The organism is Streptomyces sp. AC627_RSS907 (assembly GCF_019049165.1).
Window position 1 is genome coordinate 1 of the sequence record NZ_JAGMUE010000243.1, and the last position, 19131, is coordinate 19131.

13 protein-coding genes are annotated in these 19131 nt (G+C 73.1%); 10 read left to right on the top strand and 3 right to left on the bottom strand.

Annotated elements, in window-relative coordinates:
* Positions 1 to 270: 270 nt before the first annotated feature.
* Positions 271 to 1710 carry an NADP-dependent phosphogluconate dehydrogenase gene (gene gndA / locus KUM32_RS32860; protein WP_217145589.1) on the bottom strand — a complete coding sequence of 480 codons (1440 nt, stop codon included), beginning with the start codon at positions 1708 to 1710 and terminating at the stop codon, positions 271 to 273.
* A 298-nt stretch (positions 1711 to 2008) separates the two neighbouring features.
* On the opposite strand from gndA, the gene KUM32_RS32865 reads away from it, so the two are divergent.
* Positions 2009 to 3331 carry a transglycosylase family protein gene (locus tag KUM32_RS32865; protein ID WP_217145590.1) on the top strand — a complete coding sequence of 441 codons (1323 nt, stop codon included), beginning with the start codon at positions 2009 to 2011 and terminating at the stop codon, positions 3329 to 3331.
* Here KUM32_RS32865 and KUM32_RS32870 read toward each other — a convergent pair.
* A complete protein-coding gene (locus tag KUM32_RS32870; RefSeq protein ID WP_217145591.1) occupies positions 3321 to 4478 on the bottom strand; it encodes a DMT family transporter in 1158 nt (385 codons plus the stop codon). The two genes, KUM32_RS32865 and KUM32_RS32870, sit on opposite strands and share 11 nt — an antisense overlap.
* Before the next feature lie 228 nt (positions 4479 to 4706).
* On the opposite strand from KUM32_RS32870, the gene KUM32_RS32875 reads away from it, so the two are divergent.
* The 6 genes from KUM32_RS32875 to KUM32_RS32900 all read left to right on the top strand — a co-directional run bounded on the left by KUM32_RS32875 (position 4707) and on the right by KUM32_RS32900 (position 14104).
* Positions 4707 to 5609: a (2Fe-2S)-binding protein gene (locus tag KUM32_RS32875; protein WP_217145592.1), complete on the top strand. Its 903-nt coding sequence runs from the start codon at positions 4707 to 4709 to the stop codon at positions 5607 to 5609.
* 38 nt (positions 5610 to 5647) lie between these two features.
* A complete protein-coding gene (glgA, locus tag KUM32_RS32880; protein ID WP_217145593.1) occupies positions 5648 to 6847 on the top strand; it encodes a glycogen synthase in 1200 nt (399 codons plus the stop codon).
* A 51-nt stretch (positions 6848 to 6898) separates the two neighbouring features.
* Entirely contained in the window at positions 6899 to 8119 is a 1221-nt protein-coding gene (gene glgC, locus KUM32_RS32885) for a glucose-1-phosphate adenylyltransferase (protein ID WP_217145594.1), read from the top strand.
* Between the two features lie 169 nt (positions 8120 to 8288).
* Complete coding sequence (locus KUM32_RS32890; RefSeq protein ID WP_217145595.1) at positions 8289 to 10907, top strand: PA14 domain-containing protein; 2619 nt, start codon at positions 8289 to 8291, stop codon at positions 10905 to 10907.
* A gap of 258 nt (positions 10908 to 11165) precedes the next feature.
* On the top strand, positions 11166 to 12506 hold the full coding sequence (locus KUM32_RS32895) for a wax ester/triacylglycerol synthase family O-acyltransferase (RefSeq protein ID WP_217145596.1): 1341 nt from the start codon (positions 11166 to 11168) through the stop codon (positions 12504 to 12506).
* A gap of 104 nt (positions 12507 to 12610) precedes the next feature.
* Positions 12611 to 14104 carry an SDR family NAD(P)-dependent oxidoreductase gene (locus KUM32_RS32900; RefSeq protein ID WP_217145597.1) on the top strand — a complete coding sequence of 498 codons (1494 nt, stop codon included), beginning with the start codon at positions 12611 to 12613 and terminating at the stop codon, positions 14102 to 14104.
* A gap of 109 nt (positions 14105 to 14213) precedes the next feature.
* Here KUM32_RS32900 and KUM32_RS32905 read toward each other — a convergent pair whose 3' ends face one another.
* A complete protein-coding gene (locus tag KUM32_RS32905; protein WP_217145598.1) occupies positions 14214 to 14657 on the bottom strand; it encodes a hypothetical protein in 444 nt (147 codons plus the stop codon).
* A 472-nt stretch (positions 14658 to 15129) separates the two neighbouring features.
* On the opposite strand from KUM32_RS32905, the gene KUM32_RS32910 reads away from it, so the two are divergent.
* From KUM32_RS32910 to KUM32_RS32920, 3 genes are all read left to right on the top strand, one after another.
* Positions 15130 to 15306: a hypothetical protein gene (locus KUM32_RS32910; protein ID WP_217145599.1), complete on the top strand. Its 177-nt coding sequence runs from the start codon at positions 15130 to 15132 to the stop codon at positions 15304 to 15306.
* A gap of 54 nt (positions 15307 to 15360) precedes the next feature.
* Positions 15361 to 15843 (top strand): GNAT family N-acetyltransferase, encoded by a 483-nt coding sequence (locus tag KUM32_RS32915; RefSeq protein ID WP_217145600.1) that lies wholly within the window; start codon positions 15361 to 15363, stop codon positions 15841 to 15843.
* Between the two features lie 245 nt (positions 15844 to 16088).
* The gene (locus KUM32_RS32920; RefSeq protein WP_217145601.1) at positions 16089 to 19112 is read left to right on the top strand and encodes a glycoside hydrolase family 38 C-terminal domain-containing protein; all 3024 of its coding nucleotides are present in this window, start codon (positions 16089 to 16091) and stop codon (positions 19110 to 19112) included.
* Positions 19113 to 19131: the final 19 nt, after the last annotated feature.

The following is a 19131-nucleotide window of genomic DNA, read 5'->3' on the forward strand; positions in this document are numbered from 1 at the left end:
GCCTCCCGGACCGGCCCCCACACCCCCGCCGCCGGGCCCCGGCCCGGAACCGACGCCCCCGCCGCCGGGTCCCGGCCCGACGCCGCCACCCCCGCACCCGGGTCCCCCCGAGCCCTCCCCGTCGCCGATCCCGCCGGGGCCGGAGCCGGTGCCCGACCCGGAACCGGGGCCGCCGCTCACCTGAGCCACGGGGGCGCCGACAGGAAGGAACAGCGGGCGGTGGGCGACCGCACCGGCCGCCCACCGCCCGATCGCGTCGTCGACGTACGGTTACGCGGGGACCTCCGAACGGTCCCCGCCCCACAGCGTGTGGAACGTACCGTCCCGGTCGGTCCGCCGGTACGTGTGTGCCCCGAAGAAGTCCCGCTGCCCCTGCGTCAGCGCGGCAGGCAGCCGCTCCGCGCGCAGGGCGTCGTAGTAGGCGAGGGCCGCGGCGAAGCCGGGCGTCGGGACGCCCTGCCGGGTCGCGGCGATCAGGACCTCGCGCCAGTCGTCCTGGGCGCCGGCGATCTCCTGCGCGAACGTCTCGTCCGAGAGCAGGCTCGGCAGACCGGGGCGGGCGTCGTACGCGGCGCGGATGCGGTCCAGGAAGGCCGCGCGGATGATGCAGCCGCCGCGCCAGATCGAGGAGACCGCGCCCAGGTCGATGTCCCAGCCGTACTCCTCGCTGCCCGCCGCGATCTCGTGGAAGCCCTGCGTGTACGACACGATCTTCGACGCGTACAGCGCCTGCTCCACCCGGTCGGCGAAGGCGGCCGCCTCCGCCTCGCCCAGCGGTGACGCCTTCGGGCCGGCCAGGCCGCGCGAGGCGTCCCGCAGTGCCGCGTGCCCGGACAGGGAACGGGCGAAGACGGCCTCGGCGATGCCGGACACGGGCACGCCCAGGTCCAGCGCGATCTGCACCGTCCAGCGGCCCGTGCCCTTCTGCTCCGCCTGGTCGACCACCACGTCCACGAACGGCTTGCCCGTCGCCGCGTCCACGTGCGACAGCACCTCCGCCGTGATCTCGATCAGGTACGAGTCCAGGCGGCCGGTGTTCCAGGTGCGGAAGATGTCCGCGATCTGCGCGGGGGAGTACCCGGCGACCTCGCGCAGCAGCTGGTACGCCTCGCCGATCAGCTGCATGTCGGCGTACTCGATGCCGTTGTGCACCATCTTCACGAAGTGTCCGGCGCCGTCGGGGCCGACATGGGTCACACAGGGCGCGCCGTCCGACGCCTTCGCGGAGATCTTCTCCAGCATCGGGCCGAGCGAGTCGTACGACTCCTTCGAGCCGCCCGGCATGATGCTCGGACCGTTGAGCGCGCCCTCCTCGCCGCCCGAGATGCCGGTGCCCACGAAGTGGATGCCCTGTTCGCGCAGTTCGCGTTCCCGGCGCCGGGTGTCCGCGAAGTGGGCGTTGCCCCCGTCGATGATCATGTCGCCGGGTTCCAGCAGAGGGGCGAACTCGTGGATCACCGCGTCGGTCGGGTCACCGGCCTTCACCATGATCACCAGCCGCCGGGGCCGCTCCAGCGCCGCCACGAACTCCTTGGCGGTCTCGGTCGCGACGAAGTCGCCCTCGCTCCCGAACTCCTCCACGAGCGCGTGGGTCCGCGACGCGGTCCGGTTGTGCACCGCGACCGTGTAGCCGTTGCGGGCGAAGTTGCGGGCGAGATTGCGGCCCATGACCGCGAGGCCCGTGACGCCGATCTGCGCTGTAGTGCTCATGGGGTTGGCTCCTAGTGACCTTGGTGTCGATGGTGCCCTCTGCCGGGAGGCCCGGCCCTGCCCGCCAGTATCGCGTTCGACCATCGTGACGTGCTGGTACGCCGGTCGCATGTCCTGGTCCGGCGGTCCCCGGCCCGCACGGGACGGTCCGTTTCCTCGGCGGACCGTCGTATCATCAGGCCAACAGGCATCCCATATCCGCCACTTGGGGTGAACGGCCGACCGATTGCCGTCTTGTCATGGCCTGTTGGCAGCGCTTAGTTTTGCCCCTCCTGACGCGATGTCGAGGGGGATTTCCATGGCCGTACGCGGCCGGCACCGCCGGTACCAGCCGAACAGGATCAACCGCGCCTCACTGACCGTCACCGCGGGGGGAGCCGGACTGGCCCTCCCCCTCATCGGCACCGGCACCGCCCAGGCGGCCGACGTGGAGACCTGGGACAAGGTCGCGGCCTGCGAGTCCACCAACGACTGGGACATCAACACCGGCAACGGCTACTACGGCGGGTTGCAGTTCACCCAGTCGACCTGGGAGGCGTTCGGCGGCACCGAGTACGCCCCGCGTGCGGACCTGGCCACCAGGGAGCAGCAGATCGCCGTCGCGGAGAAGGTGCTGGACGGGCAGGGCCCGGGCGCCTGGCCGGTGTGCTCCGAGCGGGCCGGACTGACCCGGGGAGGCGGCACCCCCGACGTGCGTCCGGCCGGGGGCGCGGAGAAGGTGGCCGAGCAGACGCCCGAGAGGGCCGCCGGGAAGACGGCCCCGAAGTCCGCACGGACGTCCGGCTCGGTGAAGGACGCCCAGCCCCAGACCACGCCGCAGTCCCGGGCCGGACAGGCCCGGATGTACACCGTGATCAGCGGCGATACACTCTCCGGCATCGCCGACTCCCAGCAGGTCCGGGGCGGCTGGCAGCGGCTCTACGACGCCAATCGCGCCGAGATCGGAGCGGACCCCGACCTGATCCTGCCGGGCCAGCGGCTGTCCCTGCGCGGTGAGAAGGCCGCCACGGCCCCTCGCCCCGAGGCGAAGCGGCCGGGGAGAGCCGGGACGACGCCGAAGAAGCCCACGACGACCAGGCCGACCGAGCCGAGGAAGCCGTCCTCGGACACCGGCAGGACCCCCTCGGGCAAGGCGAAACCGGGCAAGGCGAAACCGGACAGGCCCAGGGCGGAGAAGGCAGACAAGTCCGAGAAGGCGGAGAAGGCCGGCACCGGCCACGCCCTCACCGCTCCCGTCGACGCCCCCACCGGCACGCCGTACCACCAGGCGGGGTCCTCCTGGTCGAAGGGCTACCACACCGGCGTCGACTTCCCCGTCCCCACCGGCACCTCGGTCAAGTCGGTCGCGGCGGGCCGTGTCATCAGCGCCGGCTGGGGCGGCTCCTACGGGTACCAGGTGGTGGTCCGGCACGACGACGGCCGCTACTCCCAGTACGCGCACCTCTCGGCCATCTCCGTGAAGGACGGTCAGTCGGTGGTCACGGGCCAGCGCATCGGCCGCTCCGGCTCCACCGGGAACAGCACGGGCCCGCATCTGCACTTCGAGGTGCGGACGGGGCCCGGTTTCGGCTCGGACGTCGACCCGCTGGCGTATCTGCGGGCCGGCGGGGTCAGGATCTGAGCCCCACCCGGTGCCGGTCGAGCAGGGGCAGCGCGGCGAACGGGCCGCCGTAGAACGGGCCGTAGGGGAGCGGCGTCGCGCCGGACCCGGCCGGTTTCCGGGCTTCGTACGCCCCGTCGTGCCCCTCCTCGGCGGCCACGGGGTCCGGGACCGGCGGTGAGGCGGACGCCTGGGACGGCACGAAGACCTTGTCGGGCAGCCGGTCCGTCCGCGGCACGCACACCTCCCGGGCCGGCACGCCCTCGGCCGGCACGACGACGTCGGCCGGCACCGGCTCGGGGCCGCCCTCCCCGACGGCCGCGGTCCCCTCGGCGGCCTCCCGCGCGATCCGTTCCGTCGTCAGCAGGATCAGCCCGCCCGCGGCCACCACGCCGCAGCCCAGGGCGAGGACGGTGCCGGTCGTGTCGTAGCGGAAGGACTCGCCGAACATGGTGATGCCGACGACCGCGGCCACCACCGGGTTCACGACCGTCAGCGTGGCCAGCGGGGCCGCGAGACCGGCGCCCCGGTAGGAGGCCTGGGACAGCAGCATGCCGGCCGTGGCGAGCACGCCGATCACGGCCATGGACGGCAGGTCGGCGGCCGACACACCGCCGGTCCAGTCGACGGCGACCGTCTTGGTGAACACCGAGGACATGCCGAAGGCGATGCCGGACGCGGTCGCCAGCAGGATGCTGCGCACCGCCGGATGCCGGTGCGCGGCCCGGCCGGCGATCATCAGCGCCACCACCACGCCACCGGTGACGACGGCCGCCCCGACCCGCTGCCCGGTGTTCAGCGACTGTGCGTCGGACGCGCCGACCAGGGACAGCAGACCCGCGAGTCCGACGGTCGCCATGAGCGCGCCCCGCCAAGCCGTCGCACCGGCCCTGCGGCCCACGAACAGCGCCGCCATGGGCAGGGCGAACACGATGGTCAGGGCGCCCAGCGGCTGCACCAGGCTCAGCGGTCCGAGGGCGAGGGCCGCGACGTGCAGCAGGCCACCGAGGCCGTTGAGCGCGACCGCCGCCCACCAGCCCGGCCGGCGCAGCGGGGCGTACTGAGCACCCGGGGAGGACGCCGCCACCTGCTCCTGCACGATCGCTCCGCCCGCGTACGCCACGGCGGAGACGAGCGACAGCAGCACGGACAACACGAGGGCGCTCATCGGCTGCTCCTCGGCGTGAGTCGGGGGCCCAGCGGCCGGCGCGGCGAACGGTCGTCATCCATGGACAACACGATGCCGTCTCAAGGGCTTCCCGTCGTCGTCCCTGAGCATTCATTGGGTCCTACTGCCGATGGAGTATGACGGCGGTGCCGTCCTCCCCAGGGTGGGCTACTTCCGACCGGGAACCCGGCGCCGTACCCCGTAGGGTCCTTGATACTACTGGTCTCCGTGGACCTCGACCGTGCCCTCGCCGCCCTCCGCCCGCTCGGCGGCTTCTCCGTCCTGCACGCGTCGCAGCCGCCGCCCCGGCCGCTGCCCACCCTCGCACACGTCCACGCGCGGGGACACGAGGACGCGACACCGGACGACCAGGAGGACCCACCGGAGCAGCGGATCACCCCGGAGCAGCGGATCCCCCCGGAGCAGAACGACCCCCCGGCGCAGCAGGACCCCCGCGCACGGCGACCCCCTTCCGCGCAGCACGACCCCCTGGGGTTCCGCGTCCGCAAGGTCGGTGCCGTCCTCGGCACCCCCGAGTCCCGTGTCGCCGCCTCCGTGGCCCACCAGGGGCTCGCGGCCCGCCTGTGGTCGGTGACGCTCGGCTGCGCCGTCCTGTACGGCCGCGTTCCCGACCTCGCACCGCGCCTGCTGCACTGGGACCCCGACGCCGCCTCCCCCGACGACCTGTGGCTCACCGAGGTCCGTCCCCTGCCCGCGGACGCCCCCACGCTCGCCGGTGTCGTGCTCCGCGCCCACCTCTGCCCGCTGACGGCGACCGTCCACGCCCGGTACCGCGTCGCGACCGGCCTGCTGTGGGGCAACGCGGCCTCCGCGCTGGCCGGCGCCGGCCGCGAACTGGAAGGCTGGGCCCGCCGGCACGGCCGCACGGACACCGCCGCCCGCGCCCGCTCCCTGACCGCCGACCTGCTCGGCCACCCCCTGCTCGCCGGCACCGGCACCCTCACCGGGACCGCCTTCCGCCGCCGCAGTTGCTGCCTGTACTACCGGGTGCCCGGCGCGGGCGTCTGCGGGGACTGCTGCTTCACCCGGCCTCCGAGGCCTTCGAGCCCACCCCGGCCTCCCCGGTCCGCACCGCCCCCGCGCTCTTCCCCGGGCGCCCCGTCTGGGTGACCATGAGGGGACCAGCCGCCGAGCACGGGAGGTTCCGGGTGCGTGTGGGACTGCTGACCCGCGAGTACCCGCCGGACGTGTACGGCGGCGCGGGCGTCCACGTCGAGTTCCTCGCCCGTGAACTCGCCCGCCTCGTGGACCTGGACGTGCACTGCTGGGGCGAGGGCCGCACGGACGGAGTACTGCGCCACCGCCCCTGGCCCGCGCTCGACGGCGCCAACGACGCGCTGCGCACCTTCTCCGTGGACCTCGCCATGGCCGCCGCCCTCGACGGCCGCGAACTGGTCCACTCCCACACCTGGTACGCCGGTCTCGGCGGCCACCTCGCCAAGCTCCTGTACGGCATCCCGCACGTCGTGACGGCCCACTCCCTGGAGCCGCTGCGCCCCTGGAAGGCGGAGCAGCTCGGCGGCGGCTACGCGCTCTCCGGCTGGGCCGAGCGCACCGCCGTCGAGGCCGCCGACGCGGTGATCGCCGTCTCCGGCGCCATGCGCGAGGACATCCTCGGCTGCTATCCGGCGCTGGACGCCGCCCGGGTGCACGTCGTGCACAACGGCATCGACACCGGGCTCTACCGCCCGGACCCCCGCACCGACGCCCTGGACCGCGTCGGCCTGGACCCCTCCCGCCCGTACGTCCTGTTCATCGGCCGCATCACCCGCCAGAAGGGCGTGCCCCACCTGCTGCGCGCGGTACGGGACATCGACCCGGCCGCGCAGGTCGTCCTGTGCGCGGGCGCACCGGACACCCCCGGGATCGACCGGGAGTTCCGCGACCTCTTCGCCGAGCTGAGCCGGGCCCGCGAGGGCGTGCACTGGATCCCGCGCATGCTGCCGCGCCCGGAGGTGATCCAGCTGCTGACCCACGCCGCCGTCTTCGTCTGCCCCTCGGTGTACGAGCCCCTCGGCATCGTCAACCTGGAGGCGATGGCCTGCGGTACGCCCGTCGTCGCCTCCAGGGTCGGCGGCATCCCCGAGGTCGTGGCGGACGGTGAGACGGGGGTACTCGTCCCCAGGGGCGCGGGCCCGGACGGCGGTGCGGGCGACGTCGGGAACGGCGGCAGGGACGACGACTTCGAGGCGGGACTCGCGCGGGCGCTGGACTCGGTCCTCGGCGACCCGGAGGCCGCCCGGCGGATGGGCGAGGCGGGCCGGGAGCGCGCGGTGGGCGAGTTCGGCTGGGACGCCGCGGCGCGCCGCACGGTCCAGCTCTACGAGGAGATCCTCACACAGGCTTGAGCCGCCCCGCCCAGGGGCGGCCGAGGGGGAACGAGGGAGAGGGGAGCGGCCATGCGTCGTGGAGGTCCTTCGGTGCTCGGCATCGTGCTGGCGGGCGGAGAGGGCAAGCGCCTGATGCCCCTGACCGCGGACCGCGCCAAACCCGCGGTCACCTTCGGCGGCACCTACCGGCTCGTCGACTTCGTGCTGTCCAACCTGGTCAACGGCGACATCCTGCGGATCTGCGTCCTCACCCAGTACAAGTCGCTCTCCCTGGACCGGCACATCACCACCACCTGGCGGATGTCCAGCCTGCTCGGCAACTACGTCACCCCCGTCCCCGCCCAGCAGCGGCTCGGTCCCCGCTGGTACCTGGGCAGCGCCGACGCGATCCTGCAGTCCCTGAACCTCGTGTACGACGAGCAGCCCGAGTACGTGGCGGTGTTCGGCGCGGACCACGTGTACCGCATGGACCCGCGGCAGATGCTCGCCCAGCACATCGAGTCCGGCGCGGGCGTGACCGTGGCCGGGATACGCGTCCCGCGCGCCGAGTCGTCCTCCTTCGGCGTCATCACCCCGGGCTCCGACGGCCGGACCGTCACCGGCTTCCTGGAGAAGCCCGCCGACCCCCCGGGGCTGCCCGACGACCCGGGATGCGTCTTCGCCTCGATGGGCAACTACGTCTTCACCACCAAGGCCCTCGTCGAGGCCCTGCACCGGGACGCCGAGGACCGGGACTCCGTGCACGACATGGGCGGTTCGATCCTGCCCCGGCTCACCGACCGGGGGGAGGCCGCGCTCTACGACTTCAGCGCCAATCACGTGCCGGGGGAGACCGCCCGGGACCAGGGCTACTGGCGGGACGTCGGCACCCTCGACGCCTACTACGACGCCCACATGGACCTCATCGCCGAGCGCCCCGCGTTCAACCTCTACAACCGGGACTGGCCGCTCTACACCCACTCCGCCCAGCTCTCCCCGGCCCGTTTCAACGCCGGCGGCATCGCCGGCGAGTCGATCGTGAGCGCCGGCTGCCTGATCCGCGGTCAGGTCACGCGGTCCGTGCTCTCACCCGGGGTGGTGGTGGACCCGGGAGCGGTCGTCCAGGGCTCGGTGCTGCACGACAACGTGCACGTCGGCCGGGGCGCGGTCGTGCGCGGCGCGGTGCTGGACAAGAACGTCGACGTGCCCCCGGGCGCGACGATCGGGGTCAACCCGGCGCGGGACGCCGAGCTGTACACCGTCTCCGGGGGTGGCGTGATCGCGCTGGGCAAGGGGCAGCGGGTGTCGTGACGGCGGGTGGCGGTCCCGGGGCGGGCGATGCCCGCGATGCACCCGGGACCGTTGTCATGTCCCTGGACGCCGGGCGGAATCCGTGTTGTCATGCCTCTGCTGTTACATCGATGTAAGACATCGATGTCCCTGAGCCATCAGCCACCACCTGTCCTCAAGGAGAGGGTAAGTGCGCACCAAACGACTCAGAGACCGACTGGCACTCCTGCTCGCCGCGGCACTCGGCGTCGCCGGACTCGCCGCCGCACCACCCGCGAGCGCGGCCGACGACGCCGCCGCGGAGGTCCACGGCCTGAAGGGCGAGTACTACACCCAGTCCGCCCCCGGCGCCTTCGACTTCCACGAACTCAAGGCCACCGGCTTCGACCCGCAGCTCGACTTCGACACGCTGGAGCCGCGCCTGAACTTCGCCACCGGGCGGTCCGACGACGTCAGCGTCCGCTGGACCGGCAAGCTGGTGCCGGAGAAGACCGGCGCCCACACCTTCTCGATCACCGGCGACAACGGCTTCCGCCTCTGGATCGACGGCGAGCTCGCCATCGACCACTGGGTCGACGACTGGGACCGCGAACAGACCGCCCGTCCCATCGAGCTGACGGCAGGCCAGTCGTACGACCTCAAGCTCGAGTACTTCGAGCACTACGGGGGCTCCAACCTCCATCTGCGCTGGACCGAGCCGGGCGGCAGCAAGGAGCCCGTCCCGCAGTCGGCGTTCCGCCTGCCCGACGGCTTCGACTACGACGGGGCGACCGCGACGACGGTCCTCGGCACCGGCCGCACCCTCAAGCTCGACTTCGCCCGCCCGCTCGCCGCGGCCCCGGCCGGCCTCACCGACCACATCGAAGCGGTCATCGGCGGCGCCAAGTGGCCCCTGTCCGGGGCCAAGGTCGACCCCGCCGACCCCACCGCCCTCCTCGTCGCCCTCGGCGAACCCGTCGTCGGCAACAAGACCGGCACCGCCCCCGGCACCGCGGACGTCCGCTACGACGGGGAAGGCGGCCTCGCGGACACCGCGGGCAACGTTGTCAGCGCCTTCTGGAGCAGCGGCGGCAACCACTCCACCTACGAGCTGAGCACGACGTGGGCCAAGGAGGTGGGCCCGGACAACGCCCACCCGCAGTACCCGCGCCCGCAGCTGACGCGGGACGCCTGGCGCAACCTCAACGGACGCTGGCAGTTCGCCGCCGCGGAGCCCGGCGAGCAGCCGCCGGTCGGCAGGAACCTGAAGGAGCGCATCCTCGTCCCGTACCCGGTGGAGTCCCAGCTCTCCGGCATCCAGCGGCACGAGGACCGCATGTGGTACCGCCGCACCTTCACCGTGCCCCGGGACTGGCACATCGGCTCCTCCCAGCGGCTGAAGCTGAACTTCGGTGCTGTAGATTGGCAGTCAGAGGTGTTCGTCAACGGCACCAAGGTCGCCGAGCACAAGGGCGGTTACGACAAGTTCAGCGCCGACGTCACCGACGCGCTGAAGCCGGGCCGCACCCAGGAGCTGATCGTCGGCGTCTACGACCCGACCGACGCGGCGAACGGCGAGAACCCGCCGGTCGGCAAGCAGCGCCTCGACCCGAGCGGGATCTGGTACACGCCCAGCTCCGGCATCTGGCAGACCGTCTGGATGGAACCGGTCGCCCGTGACCACGTCGACTCCCTGAAGCTCACCCCGCACGTCGACGGGGCCGCGAGCACGCTGACCGTCGAGCCGAAGGGCGTGCGCGACGGCGTACGGATCAGCGCGACGGCGTACGCCGGACACCGCAAGGTCGCCGCGGTGAGCGGACGCACCGGTGAACCGCTGACCCTCCGGATCCGCGACCCGCACCTGTGGTCGCCCGACGACCCGTTCCTGTACGACCTCGAGGTCACCGTCGGACGCGACCGTGTCGAGAGCTACTTCGGGATGCGCTCCATCGCCGTGGAGAAGGTGAACGGCGTACCGCGCACCGTCCTCAACGGTGAGCCGGTCTTCCTGATGGCCACCCTCGACCAGGGCTTCTGGCCGGACGGCCTGCACACCGCGCCCACCGACGAGGCCCTCGCGTACGACCTGAAACTGCACAAGCGGCTCGGCTACAACTCCGTGCGCAAGCACATCAAGGTCGAGCCCGACCGCTGGTTCTACTGGGCCGACCGGCTGGGCCTGCTGGTGTGGCAGGACATGCCCGCGATGACGGCCGGGGTGAACCCGGGCGCCGCCGCCCGCGCCCAGTACGAGCGGGAGATGAAGGAGATGATCGACGAGCACGTCAGCAGCCCGTCGATCATCATGTGGGTCACCTTCAACGAGGGCTGGGGCCAGTACGACATCGGCCGTGTCGCCGCCCAGGCCAAGGCCTGGGACCCGACCCGCCTCGTCAACAACCAGTCGGGCCTGAACCTCGGGGCCGACGGCGGCGCCGGCGACATCATGGACGAGCACGGCTACCCGAGCCCCGCCCTGCCGCCCCGCCCGGACGGCGAACGCGCCCTGGTCAGCGGCGAGTACGGCGGTCTCGGCCTCGCGGTGCCCGGACACGCCTGGTCCGTGCAGCAGTCGTACGTCGACGTCGACCCCCAGACGTACACGGACGACTACCTCACCAAGCTCGACGAGGTGCGCGCCCTGGTCTGCCGAGGCAGCAACGGTGCCGTCTACACCCAGATCTCGGACGTGGAGGGTGAGCTGAACGGCCTGACGACCTACGACCGCAAGGTCCTCAAGCCGGACGTCGAGCGGGTGAGGGCCGCCCACGAGGCGCTGATCCGCGACGCGTCCCGGGCCACCCCGGCGGGGTGCCCGGCCGCCTGAGGACCCGGGTGACGCGACGGGCCTGCTCCATCCGGTCGCCCGGACGCACGGTCGGCCCGCAGCCGTCCGGGTGGGGCACCTCGGCGCGGGCGGCACCGACAGCGCCGACATCACCACAGGTGTCCCATGAGTCCCGCCCCTTTCCGAGGGGCGGGACTTTAATCTGCTGTTAACTGTACGTAGCTTGATCGTACTTGACCGTAATCGGCGGAGGGCGATTGACTGCTTGTCCACCCGTCGTCCTTGCGAGGCACGCCCTTGACTGCCGAACCGCTCGCTCCCCTCGACCTGGCGTTCTGGAACATCGAGACCGCCGAGCATCCGATGCACCTCGCCGCGCTCGGGATCTTCCCCGCCCGCTCGTCCACCGCAGGCGCCCACGCCGCGGACCTGCTCGCGGCCCGCGCCCCCGCGGTCCCCGGGCTGCGGATGCGGATCCGGGACACCTGGCAGCCGCCGCTCGGTCTGCGGCGGCCGTTCGCGTTCGGCGGCGCGGCGCGCGAGCCCGACCCAGGCTTCGACCCGCTCGACCACGTCCGGCTGCACGCCCCGACGACGGACTTCCACGCCCGCGCGGGCCGGCTCATGGAGCGCCCGCTGGAGCGCGGCCGGCCGCCGTGGGAGGCGCACGTGCTGCCGGGCGCCGAGGGCGACTCCTTCGCCGTGCTGTTCAAGTTCCACCACGCCCTGGCCGACGGCCTGCGGGCGCTGACCCTCGCCGCGGGCGTCCTCGACCCGATGGACCTGCCCGCGCCCCGGCCCCGCCCCGCGGAGCCCCCGCGCGGCCTCCTCCCGGACGTGCGCCGGTTGCCGGGAATGGTGCGCGGCGCCCTGTCCGACGCCGGCCGCGCGCTCGACATCGGCGCCGCGGCGGCCCTGTCCACCCTCGACGTGCGCTCCTCGGCCGCGCTCACCGCCGCGTCCTCCGGCACCCGCCGCACCGCGGGCGTCGCCGTGGACCTCGACGACGTGCACCGCGTGCGCAAGACGGTCGGCGGCACCGTCAACGACGTCCTGATCGCCGTCGTCGCCGGGGCCCTGCGCCGCTGGCTGGACGAGCGCGGCGACGGCAGCGAGGGCGTCGCGCCCCGCGCGCTGATCCCCGTCTCCAAGCGTCGCCCGCGCACCGCCCACCCCCAGGGCAACCGGCTCTCCGGCTACCTGATACGGCTTCCCGTCGGCGACCCCGACCCGCTCTCCCGCCTCGGCGCGGTCCGCGCCGCGATGGACCGCAACAAGGACGCGGGGCCCGGACGGGGCGCCGGTGCCGTCGCCCTTCTCGCCGATCACGTGCCCGCACTCGGTCACCGGCTCGGCGGGCCGCTGGTCGGGCAGGCCGCCCGGCTCTGGTTCGACATCCTGGTCACCAGCGTGCCGCTGCCCAGCCTCGGCCTGCGGCTCGGCGGCCACCCGCTCACCGAGGTCTACCCGCTGGCGCCGCTGGCCCGCGGCCACTCCCTGGCGGTGGCGGTCTCGACCTACCGCGGACAGGTCCACTACGGCCTGGTCGCCGACGCGAAGGCGGTGCCGGACCTCGACCGGTTCGCCCTGGCCCTGTCCGAGGAGGTGGAGACATTGCTCACCGCGTGCGGTCCCTGAGGCGAACGGGTTTGGATCCGTGCCCCGGCGCTGAATAAAATCCGCTGTTCGAAAGCGGACGCGTCTGGGAGCGCCGCGACGGTGACCAGGGAACGGCAGCGGCGATGACGGTGACACAGGACGGTTCGGCGACCACGGACGAGGTGGTGCACGGCCCGGGGATCGACCCGGAGCGGCTCGCGGTCTGCCTCGCGGTGCTCGAGGAGCTCGACGAGCTGGACGTCGACCACCCCGACGCGATCAAGGTCCGCCGGGCCACCTCGCACATCTACCGCACGGTCAAGCAGCGCCGCCGTCAGGAGCGGCGGGCCGCCAAGACCGCCCACGACAAGGCGGTCACCGAGGCCACCGCCACCGGGTCCGCCGAGCGCATCGACGACGAGACCGAGGGCATCCTGCCCTCCTCCCGCACCGAGGAGGGCAGCATCGCGGGGATACTCCAGCGTCCCCGCTCCTGCTACGTCTGCAAGCAGCGCTACGTCGAGGTCGACTACTTCTACCACCAGCTCTGCCAGACGTGCGCCGCCGAGAACAGGGCCCGGCGCGACGCCCGCACCGACCTCACCGGCAAGCGGGCGCTGCTGACCGGCGGCCGGGCCAAGATCGGCATGTACATCGCGCTGCGGCTGCTGCGCGACGGCGCGCACACCACGATCACGACCCGCTTCCCCAAGGACGCCATCCGCCGCTTCAAGGCCATGGACGACTCCGCCCAGTGGATCCACCGCCTGGAGGTCGTCGGCATCGACCTGCGCGACCCGGCCCAGGCCGTGGCCCTGGCCGACCAGGTCACCGAGCAGGGCCCTCTCGACATCCTGATCAACAACGCCACCCAGACCGTGCGCCGCCTGCCCTCCGCGTACGCCGCGCTCGTCGAGGGCGAGAGCGCCCCGCTGCCGGCCGGAGAACTGCCCGCCCACCACGTCATCGGCGCCTTCAACTCCGGTGCCGTCGACGGACTGGCCGCGCTGCCCGTCGGCGCCTCGGGGCTCGACGCGCAGAAGGTGGCCGACCTCGCCCTGGTCGCCGGCAACGCCAGTGTGGTCCGGCACCGCGAGGGCACCGCCATCGACGCGGGCGGCCTGCTGCCCGACGTCGTCGACAGCAACACCTGGGTCCAGACCATCGAGCAGATCTCCCCGGTGGAACTGCTAGAGACCCAGCTGTGCAACTACACGTCGCCGTTCATCCTCATCAGCAAGCTGCGGCCGGCGATGGCCGAGGCCGCCCGCAAGGCCTCCTCGGGGCGTGCCTACGTCGTCAACGTCTCGGCGATGGAAGGCGTGTTCGCCCGCGGCTACAAGGGCGCGGGCCACCCGAACACCAACGCGGCCAAGGCCGCCATGAACATGGTGACGCGGACCAGTGCCCAGGAGATGTTCGACACCGACGGCATCCTGATGACCTCGGTCGACACCGGCTGGATCACCGACGAGCGTCCCCACTACGACAAGCTGCGCCTGGCCGAGGCCGGTTTCCACGCCCCGCTCGACCTGGTCGACGGCGCGGCCCGCGTCTACGACCCGATCGTGCGCGGCGAGGCGGGCGAGGACCTGTACGGCGTCTTCCTCAAGGACTACGCGCCCGGCAAGTGGTGACCGCCACGCCGGGCCAACGGCGCTGATCCGCCGGGCCAACGGCGCTGATCCGCCGGTCCGTCGGCGGGACACCCGCCTGCTCCCGGCCGGGCGCCGGTCCTCCCGGGCGTCAGTCGAGGGCTCCGAGGCGCGTGTTCCGGGCCGCCGTCAGCTCCAGTACCGTGCGCCAGTCCTCCAGGACCCCGGCGTCGAAGACGGCGGTGCGGGCCTCCTCGTACGCCTGCCGCAGGCCGAGCAGGTCGTCGTCCTGGGGCCAGGGCTCCGGGACGGCCTGGCGGTGCACCAGGCGGGCGACGCGCGCGCCGAGCAGGGGCCGCACCAGCGTGGCGGTGCGGCCGGCCGGGTCGCCGGGCCACAGGAACACGCCCACGGGCGAGACCAGACCGGCCACCTGGAGCTCCTTGTCGGCCGGCCGGCGCCGGCGCAGCAGCGCGGCGGTCCGCAGCGCGTGGGTGTGCGGGTCCGCGGGGCCGCCGCCGCGCCCCGGGTCCGGCCGTGCGCCCCGGCAGGCGTACAGCAGGCCCATCAGCTCCTCGACGCTGCGCAGTTCCATGCCCCGGTCCTCCCACGAGACAGCCGTTGCCGACGGGCAGCAGAGCATGGCCGGCTTGCGTCGCGGCCAACGGCAACTTAACTACGCGACCACCATCGTCGATATTCGAAGACGCGCTCGAATCCTTAACTCGAACGGGTGAGTCGGCCGCGGTGCGAAGCTGGGTGAACCCGAGCAGACTGGGGCCAACCGTGTACGGAGCGGAAGGCAATGGTTACCCCATGTTTTGAGCCCCATAGAGCGCACCCCCGCTCATTTGGTTAGTCTGAAGCGGACGGACAGCAGTACGGGGCCCAACCCACACCCACCGTCCGTCATGGGAGGAGCCGGTTCACAACGGCCCGCTCCCGCACGAGTTGCCGGCGCCACCGCGTCCGAACTGCTCTCGACCTCAACCCGCGCGGGCGCCGGCCGCCGGACAGCGGACCGGCCGACGGGCCCCGAGGGTGACCCGACACATAAGGAGTGCGCGGTGACACCGGAGACGCAGACGAATCCCGAACAACGCCCCAAGGAACGCGCGGAGCGTGCGCGCCGCCGGCCCGGAGAGATCGGCAGCCTGGACGTGTGGGCACGCTCCGCTCCCATCCGCCTCGCCGGCTACGAGGAGGACCTCGCCGAGCCCCACATCCTGCCCAGCGTGGACTGACCGCGGCGCCACCCCTCCGTCCGCCGGACGCACGGGCGTGCGAGACTCACGCCCATGCTGATCAGGGAAGCGACGGCTGACGACTGGCCGCGGATCTGGCCCTTCTGGCACCGCATCGTCGCCGCCGGCGAGACCTACACCTGGGACCCGGGCACCTCCGAGGAGGAGGCCCGGGCCCTGTGGATGAACCCCGCCAAACGCGTCTACGTCGTCCAGGACGACGCCGGCGCCGTAGTCGCCTCCGCGTACGTCACCCCCAACTACGGCGGCCCCGCCGCCCGGATCGCCAACGCGGGCTTCATGGTCGACCCGCGGCAGGCGGGCCGCGGCATCGGCCGGGCCCTCGCCGAACACGTCCTGGCCGCGGCCAGGGCCGAGGGATACCGGGGCATGGTCTTCAACGCCGTCGTCGAGACCAACCCGGCGGTGGAGCTGTGGACCTCCCTCGGCTTCACCGTCCTGGGCACGGTGCCGGACGCCTATGAGCACCCGCGGCACGGGCGGGTGGGCCTGCACGTCATGTACCGCGCCCTGTAGGGGGCGGGCCCGGTCCGGGGCGCCGCCCGTCCCGCTCGGCCGGCCGGGGCACCGGCACGCGCACCGTGCGGGCGAGCCCCGTCGGAAGACGCGGCGGCGACACCGTGGTCCACCGGTGGACCGTGGCCCGGCGGGCGGCCGCACGGTTCGAACCACGCGCCGTGGGGGAGCTGTACCCACGTCCGCTCCCGCAGCCGTCACCCCCGCCTGGCGACCACCCGCCCCACCGACCCCGGAGCACCCGCATGCATGACGACCGCAACCTGGTCGAGGCCCGCCTCGCGCGCGTCCTCGACGAGCGCGTCCGCCCCGCCGTCCACCCCGCGTCCGTGCCCCTGGACGTGGCGGTGTGGCACGCGCCCGGTGAACCCGTGCCGGTCGAGGAGGGACTCGCGGCCGAACCCGAGCCCATCGAGGTGGGCGCCCGCTGGGGCGCTCCCTGGGGCACCAGCTGGTTCCGGGTGACCGGAACCGTGCCCGAGGAGTGGGCCGGAAGGACCGTCGAGGCGGTCCTCGACCTCGGCTTCGACGAGAACATGCCCGGCTTCCAGTGCGAGGGCCTGGTCTACCGGCCCGACGGCACCCCGGTGAAGGGCCTCAACCCGCGCAACCAGTGGGTGCGGATCGGCGCGCCCGTCGAGGGCGGCGAGGAGGTCCGCCTGCACGTCGAGGCCGCCTCCAACCCCGTCATCTTCGGCGACCGCCCCTTCGTGCCCACGCGACTCGGCGACAAGGACACCGCCGGCGGCGAACCGCAGTACACCCTCGCCCGCATGGACCTCGCCGTCTTCGACGAGACGGTGTGGAACCTCGTGCTCGACCTGGAGGTCCTCGGTGAGCTGATGGCCGAGCTGCCCGTGGAGTCGCCGCGGCGCTGGGAGATCCTGCGCGCGGTGGACGGGGCCCTGGACGCCATCGACCTCCAGGACGTCAACGGCACCGCGGAACAGGCCCGTTCCCGTCTCACCGAGGTGCTGTCCGCGCCCGCCGTCCCCTCCGCGCACCGCATCAGCGCCGTCGGCCACGCGCACATCGACTCGGCATGGCTGTGGCCGCTGCGCGAGACGGTGCGCAAGGTCGCCCGCACCACCGCCAGCATGACCGCCCTCCTGGAGGACGAGCCGGACTTCGTCTTCGCCATGTCGCAGGCCCAGCAGTGGGCGTGGGTGCGCGACCACCGGCCCGAGGTGTGGGCGCGGGTGAAGAAGGCCGTGGCGGACGGGCGGTTCGTGCCGGCCGGCGGCATGTGGGTCGAGTCGGACACCAACATGCCCGGATCGGAGGCGATGGCCCGGCAGTTCGTGCACGGAAAGCGGTTCTTCCTCGACGAGTTCGGCGTCGAGAACGACGAGGCGTGGCTGCCGGACACCTTCGGCTTCGCCGCCGGCCTGCCGCAGATCATCAAGGCGGCCGGCGCCAAGTACCTGCTGACGCAGAAGATCTCCTGGTCGCGGACGAACACCTTCCCGCACCACACCTTCCGCTGGGAGGGCATCGACGGCACCCGGATCTTCACCCACTTCCCGCCCGTCGACACCTACAACTGCTCCATGAAGGGCGGCGAGATCGCGCACGCCGTCCGCAACTTCAAGGACAAGGGCGTCGCCCGGCACTCCCTCGCCCCGACCGGCTGGGGCGACGGGGGCGGCGGCACCACCCGCGAGATGGTCGCCAAGGCGGCCCGCCTGCGCGACCTCGAAGGCTCGGCGACGGTCGAGTGGGAGACCCCGCGGGCCTTCTTCGAGAAGGCCGAGGCCGAGAACCCGCAGCCGCCCGTGTGGGTCGGCGAGCTCTACCTCGAACTCCACCGCGCCACCCTCACCAGCCAGGCCGGGACCAAGCAGGGCAACCGCCGCAGCGAGCACCTCCTGCGCGAGGCCGAGCTGTGGGCGGCCACGGCCGCCGTGCGCGCCGGCTTCCCCTACCCGTACGACGACCTGGACCGCATCTGGAAGACGGTCCTGCTGCACCAGTTCCACGACATCCTGCCCGGCTCCTCCATCGCCTGGGTGCACCGCGAGGCACGCGCCACCTACGCCCGCCTCGCCGGCGAGCTGAACGGGATCATCGACGCCGCCCAGCGCGCCCTGGCCGGTGAGGGCGACACCCCGCTGGTCTTCAACGCCGCCCCGCACGCCCGGGCGGGCGTCCCGGCCGGCGGCGCCGCCGCACCCGCCACCGGGGGCCGCACCGGCCTCGCGCCCCGCCCCGGGGGAGGACACGTCCTCGACAACGGCCTGCTGCGCGTCGGGATCGACGACCGGGGGCTCGTCGTCTCGGCGTACGACCTCGGCGCGGACCGCGAGACGATCCCGCCGGGCGCGGCGGGGAACCTGCTCCAGCTCCACCCCGACCTCCCCGCCATGTGGGACGCCTGGGACGTCGACGAGTTCTACCGCAACACGGTCACCGACCTCACCGACGCCGACGAGGTCGCCCCCGGGGACGACGGCGCCTCGGTGCGGATCGTCCGCTCCTTCGGCTCCTCCCGCGTCACCCAGGTGCTGACGCTTCCGCCGGGGGAGCGGCGCCTGGAGGTGGACACCGAGGTCGACTGGCACGAGACGGAGAAGTTCCTCAAGCTTGCCTTCCCGCTCGACGTGCACGCCCAACGGTACGCGTCGGAGACCCAGTTCGGGCACTTCCACCGGCCCACCCACACCAACACCAGCTGGGAGGCGGCCAAGTTCGAGGCCTGCAACCACCGCTTCGTCCACCTGGAGGAGCCGGGGTGGGGCGTCGCCGTCGTCAACGACTCGACGTACGGCCACGACGTCACCCGTACCGTCCGCACCGACGGCGACGCCGGTACCACCACCACCGTGCGGGTCTCCCTGCTGCGTGCCCCGCGCTTCCCGGACCCCGAGACCGACCAGGGCGTGCACCGGTTCCGGCACGCGCTGGTGCCGGGCGCGGACATCGGCGACGCCGTGCGCGAGGGCTGGCGGATCAACCTGCCCGAGCGGCGCGTGACGGGTGCCGGGGAGGTCGCGCCGCTGGTCTCCACCGACCAGGAGTCGGTCGTGGTCACCGCCGTGAAACTGGCCGACGACGGCAGCGGTGACGTGGTGGTCCGCTTCCACGAGGCCCACGGCGGCCGGGCCCGGGCCACGCTGACCACCGGCTTCCCGGTCGCGGACGTGGCCGTCACCGACCTGCTGGAACGCCCGTCGGCCGAGGAGACCCCCGCGGTCGAGGCCGACGGCGGCCGGATCGCCGTACGGCTGCGCCCGTTCCAGCTGATGACGCTGCGGCTGAGGCGCGCGTAGCGCCACGCGTGGGACCGGC

Bases quoted from the DNA above. Each gene is read 5' to 3' on its own strand.
- glgC (WP_217145594.1), top strand. From the start codon at position 6,899: ATGCGTCGTGGAGGTCCTTCGGTGCTCGGCATCGTGCTGGCGGGCGGA.
- KUM32_RS32905 (WP_217145598.1), bottom strand. From the start codon at position 14,657: ATGGAACTGCGCAGCGTCGAGGAGCTGATGGGCCTGCTGTACGCCTGC.
- gndA (WP_217145589.1), bottom strand. From the start codon at position 1,710: ATGAGCACTACAGCGCAGATCGGCGTCACGGGCCTCGCGGTCATGGGC.
- KUM32_RS32920 (WP_217145601.1), top strand. From the start codon at position 16,089: ATGCATGACGACCGCAACCTGGTCGAGGCCCGCCTCGCGCGCGTCCTC.
- KUM32_RS32900 (WP_217145597.1), top strand. From the start codon at position 12,611: ATGACGGTGACACAGGACGGTTCGGCGACCACGGACGAGGTGGTGCAC.
- KUM32_RS32915 (WP_217145600.1), top strand. From the start codon at position 15,361: ATGCTGATCAGGGAAGCGACGGCTGACGACTGGCCGCGGATCTGGCCC.
- KUM32_RS32865 (WP_217145590.1), top strand. From the start codon at position 2,009: ATGGCCGTACGCGGCCGGCACCGCCGGTACCAGCCGAACAGGATCAAC.
- KUM32_RS32870 (WP_217145591.1), bottom strand. From the start codon at position 4,478: ATGAGCGCCCTCGTGTTGTCCGTGCTGCTGTCGCTCGTCTCCGCCGTG.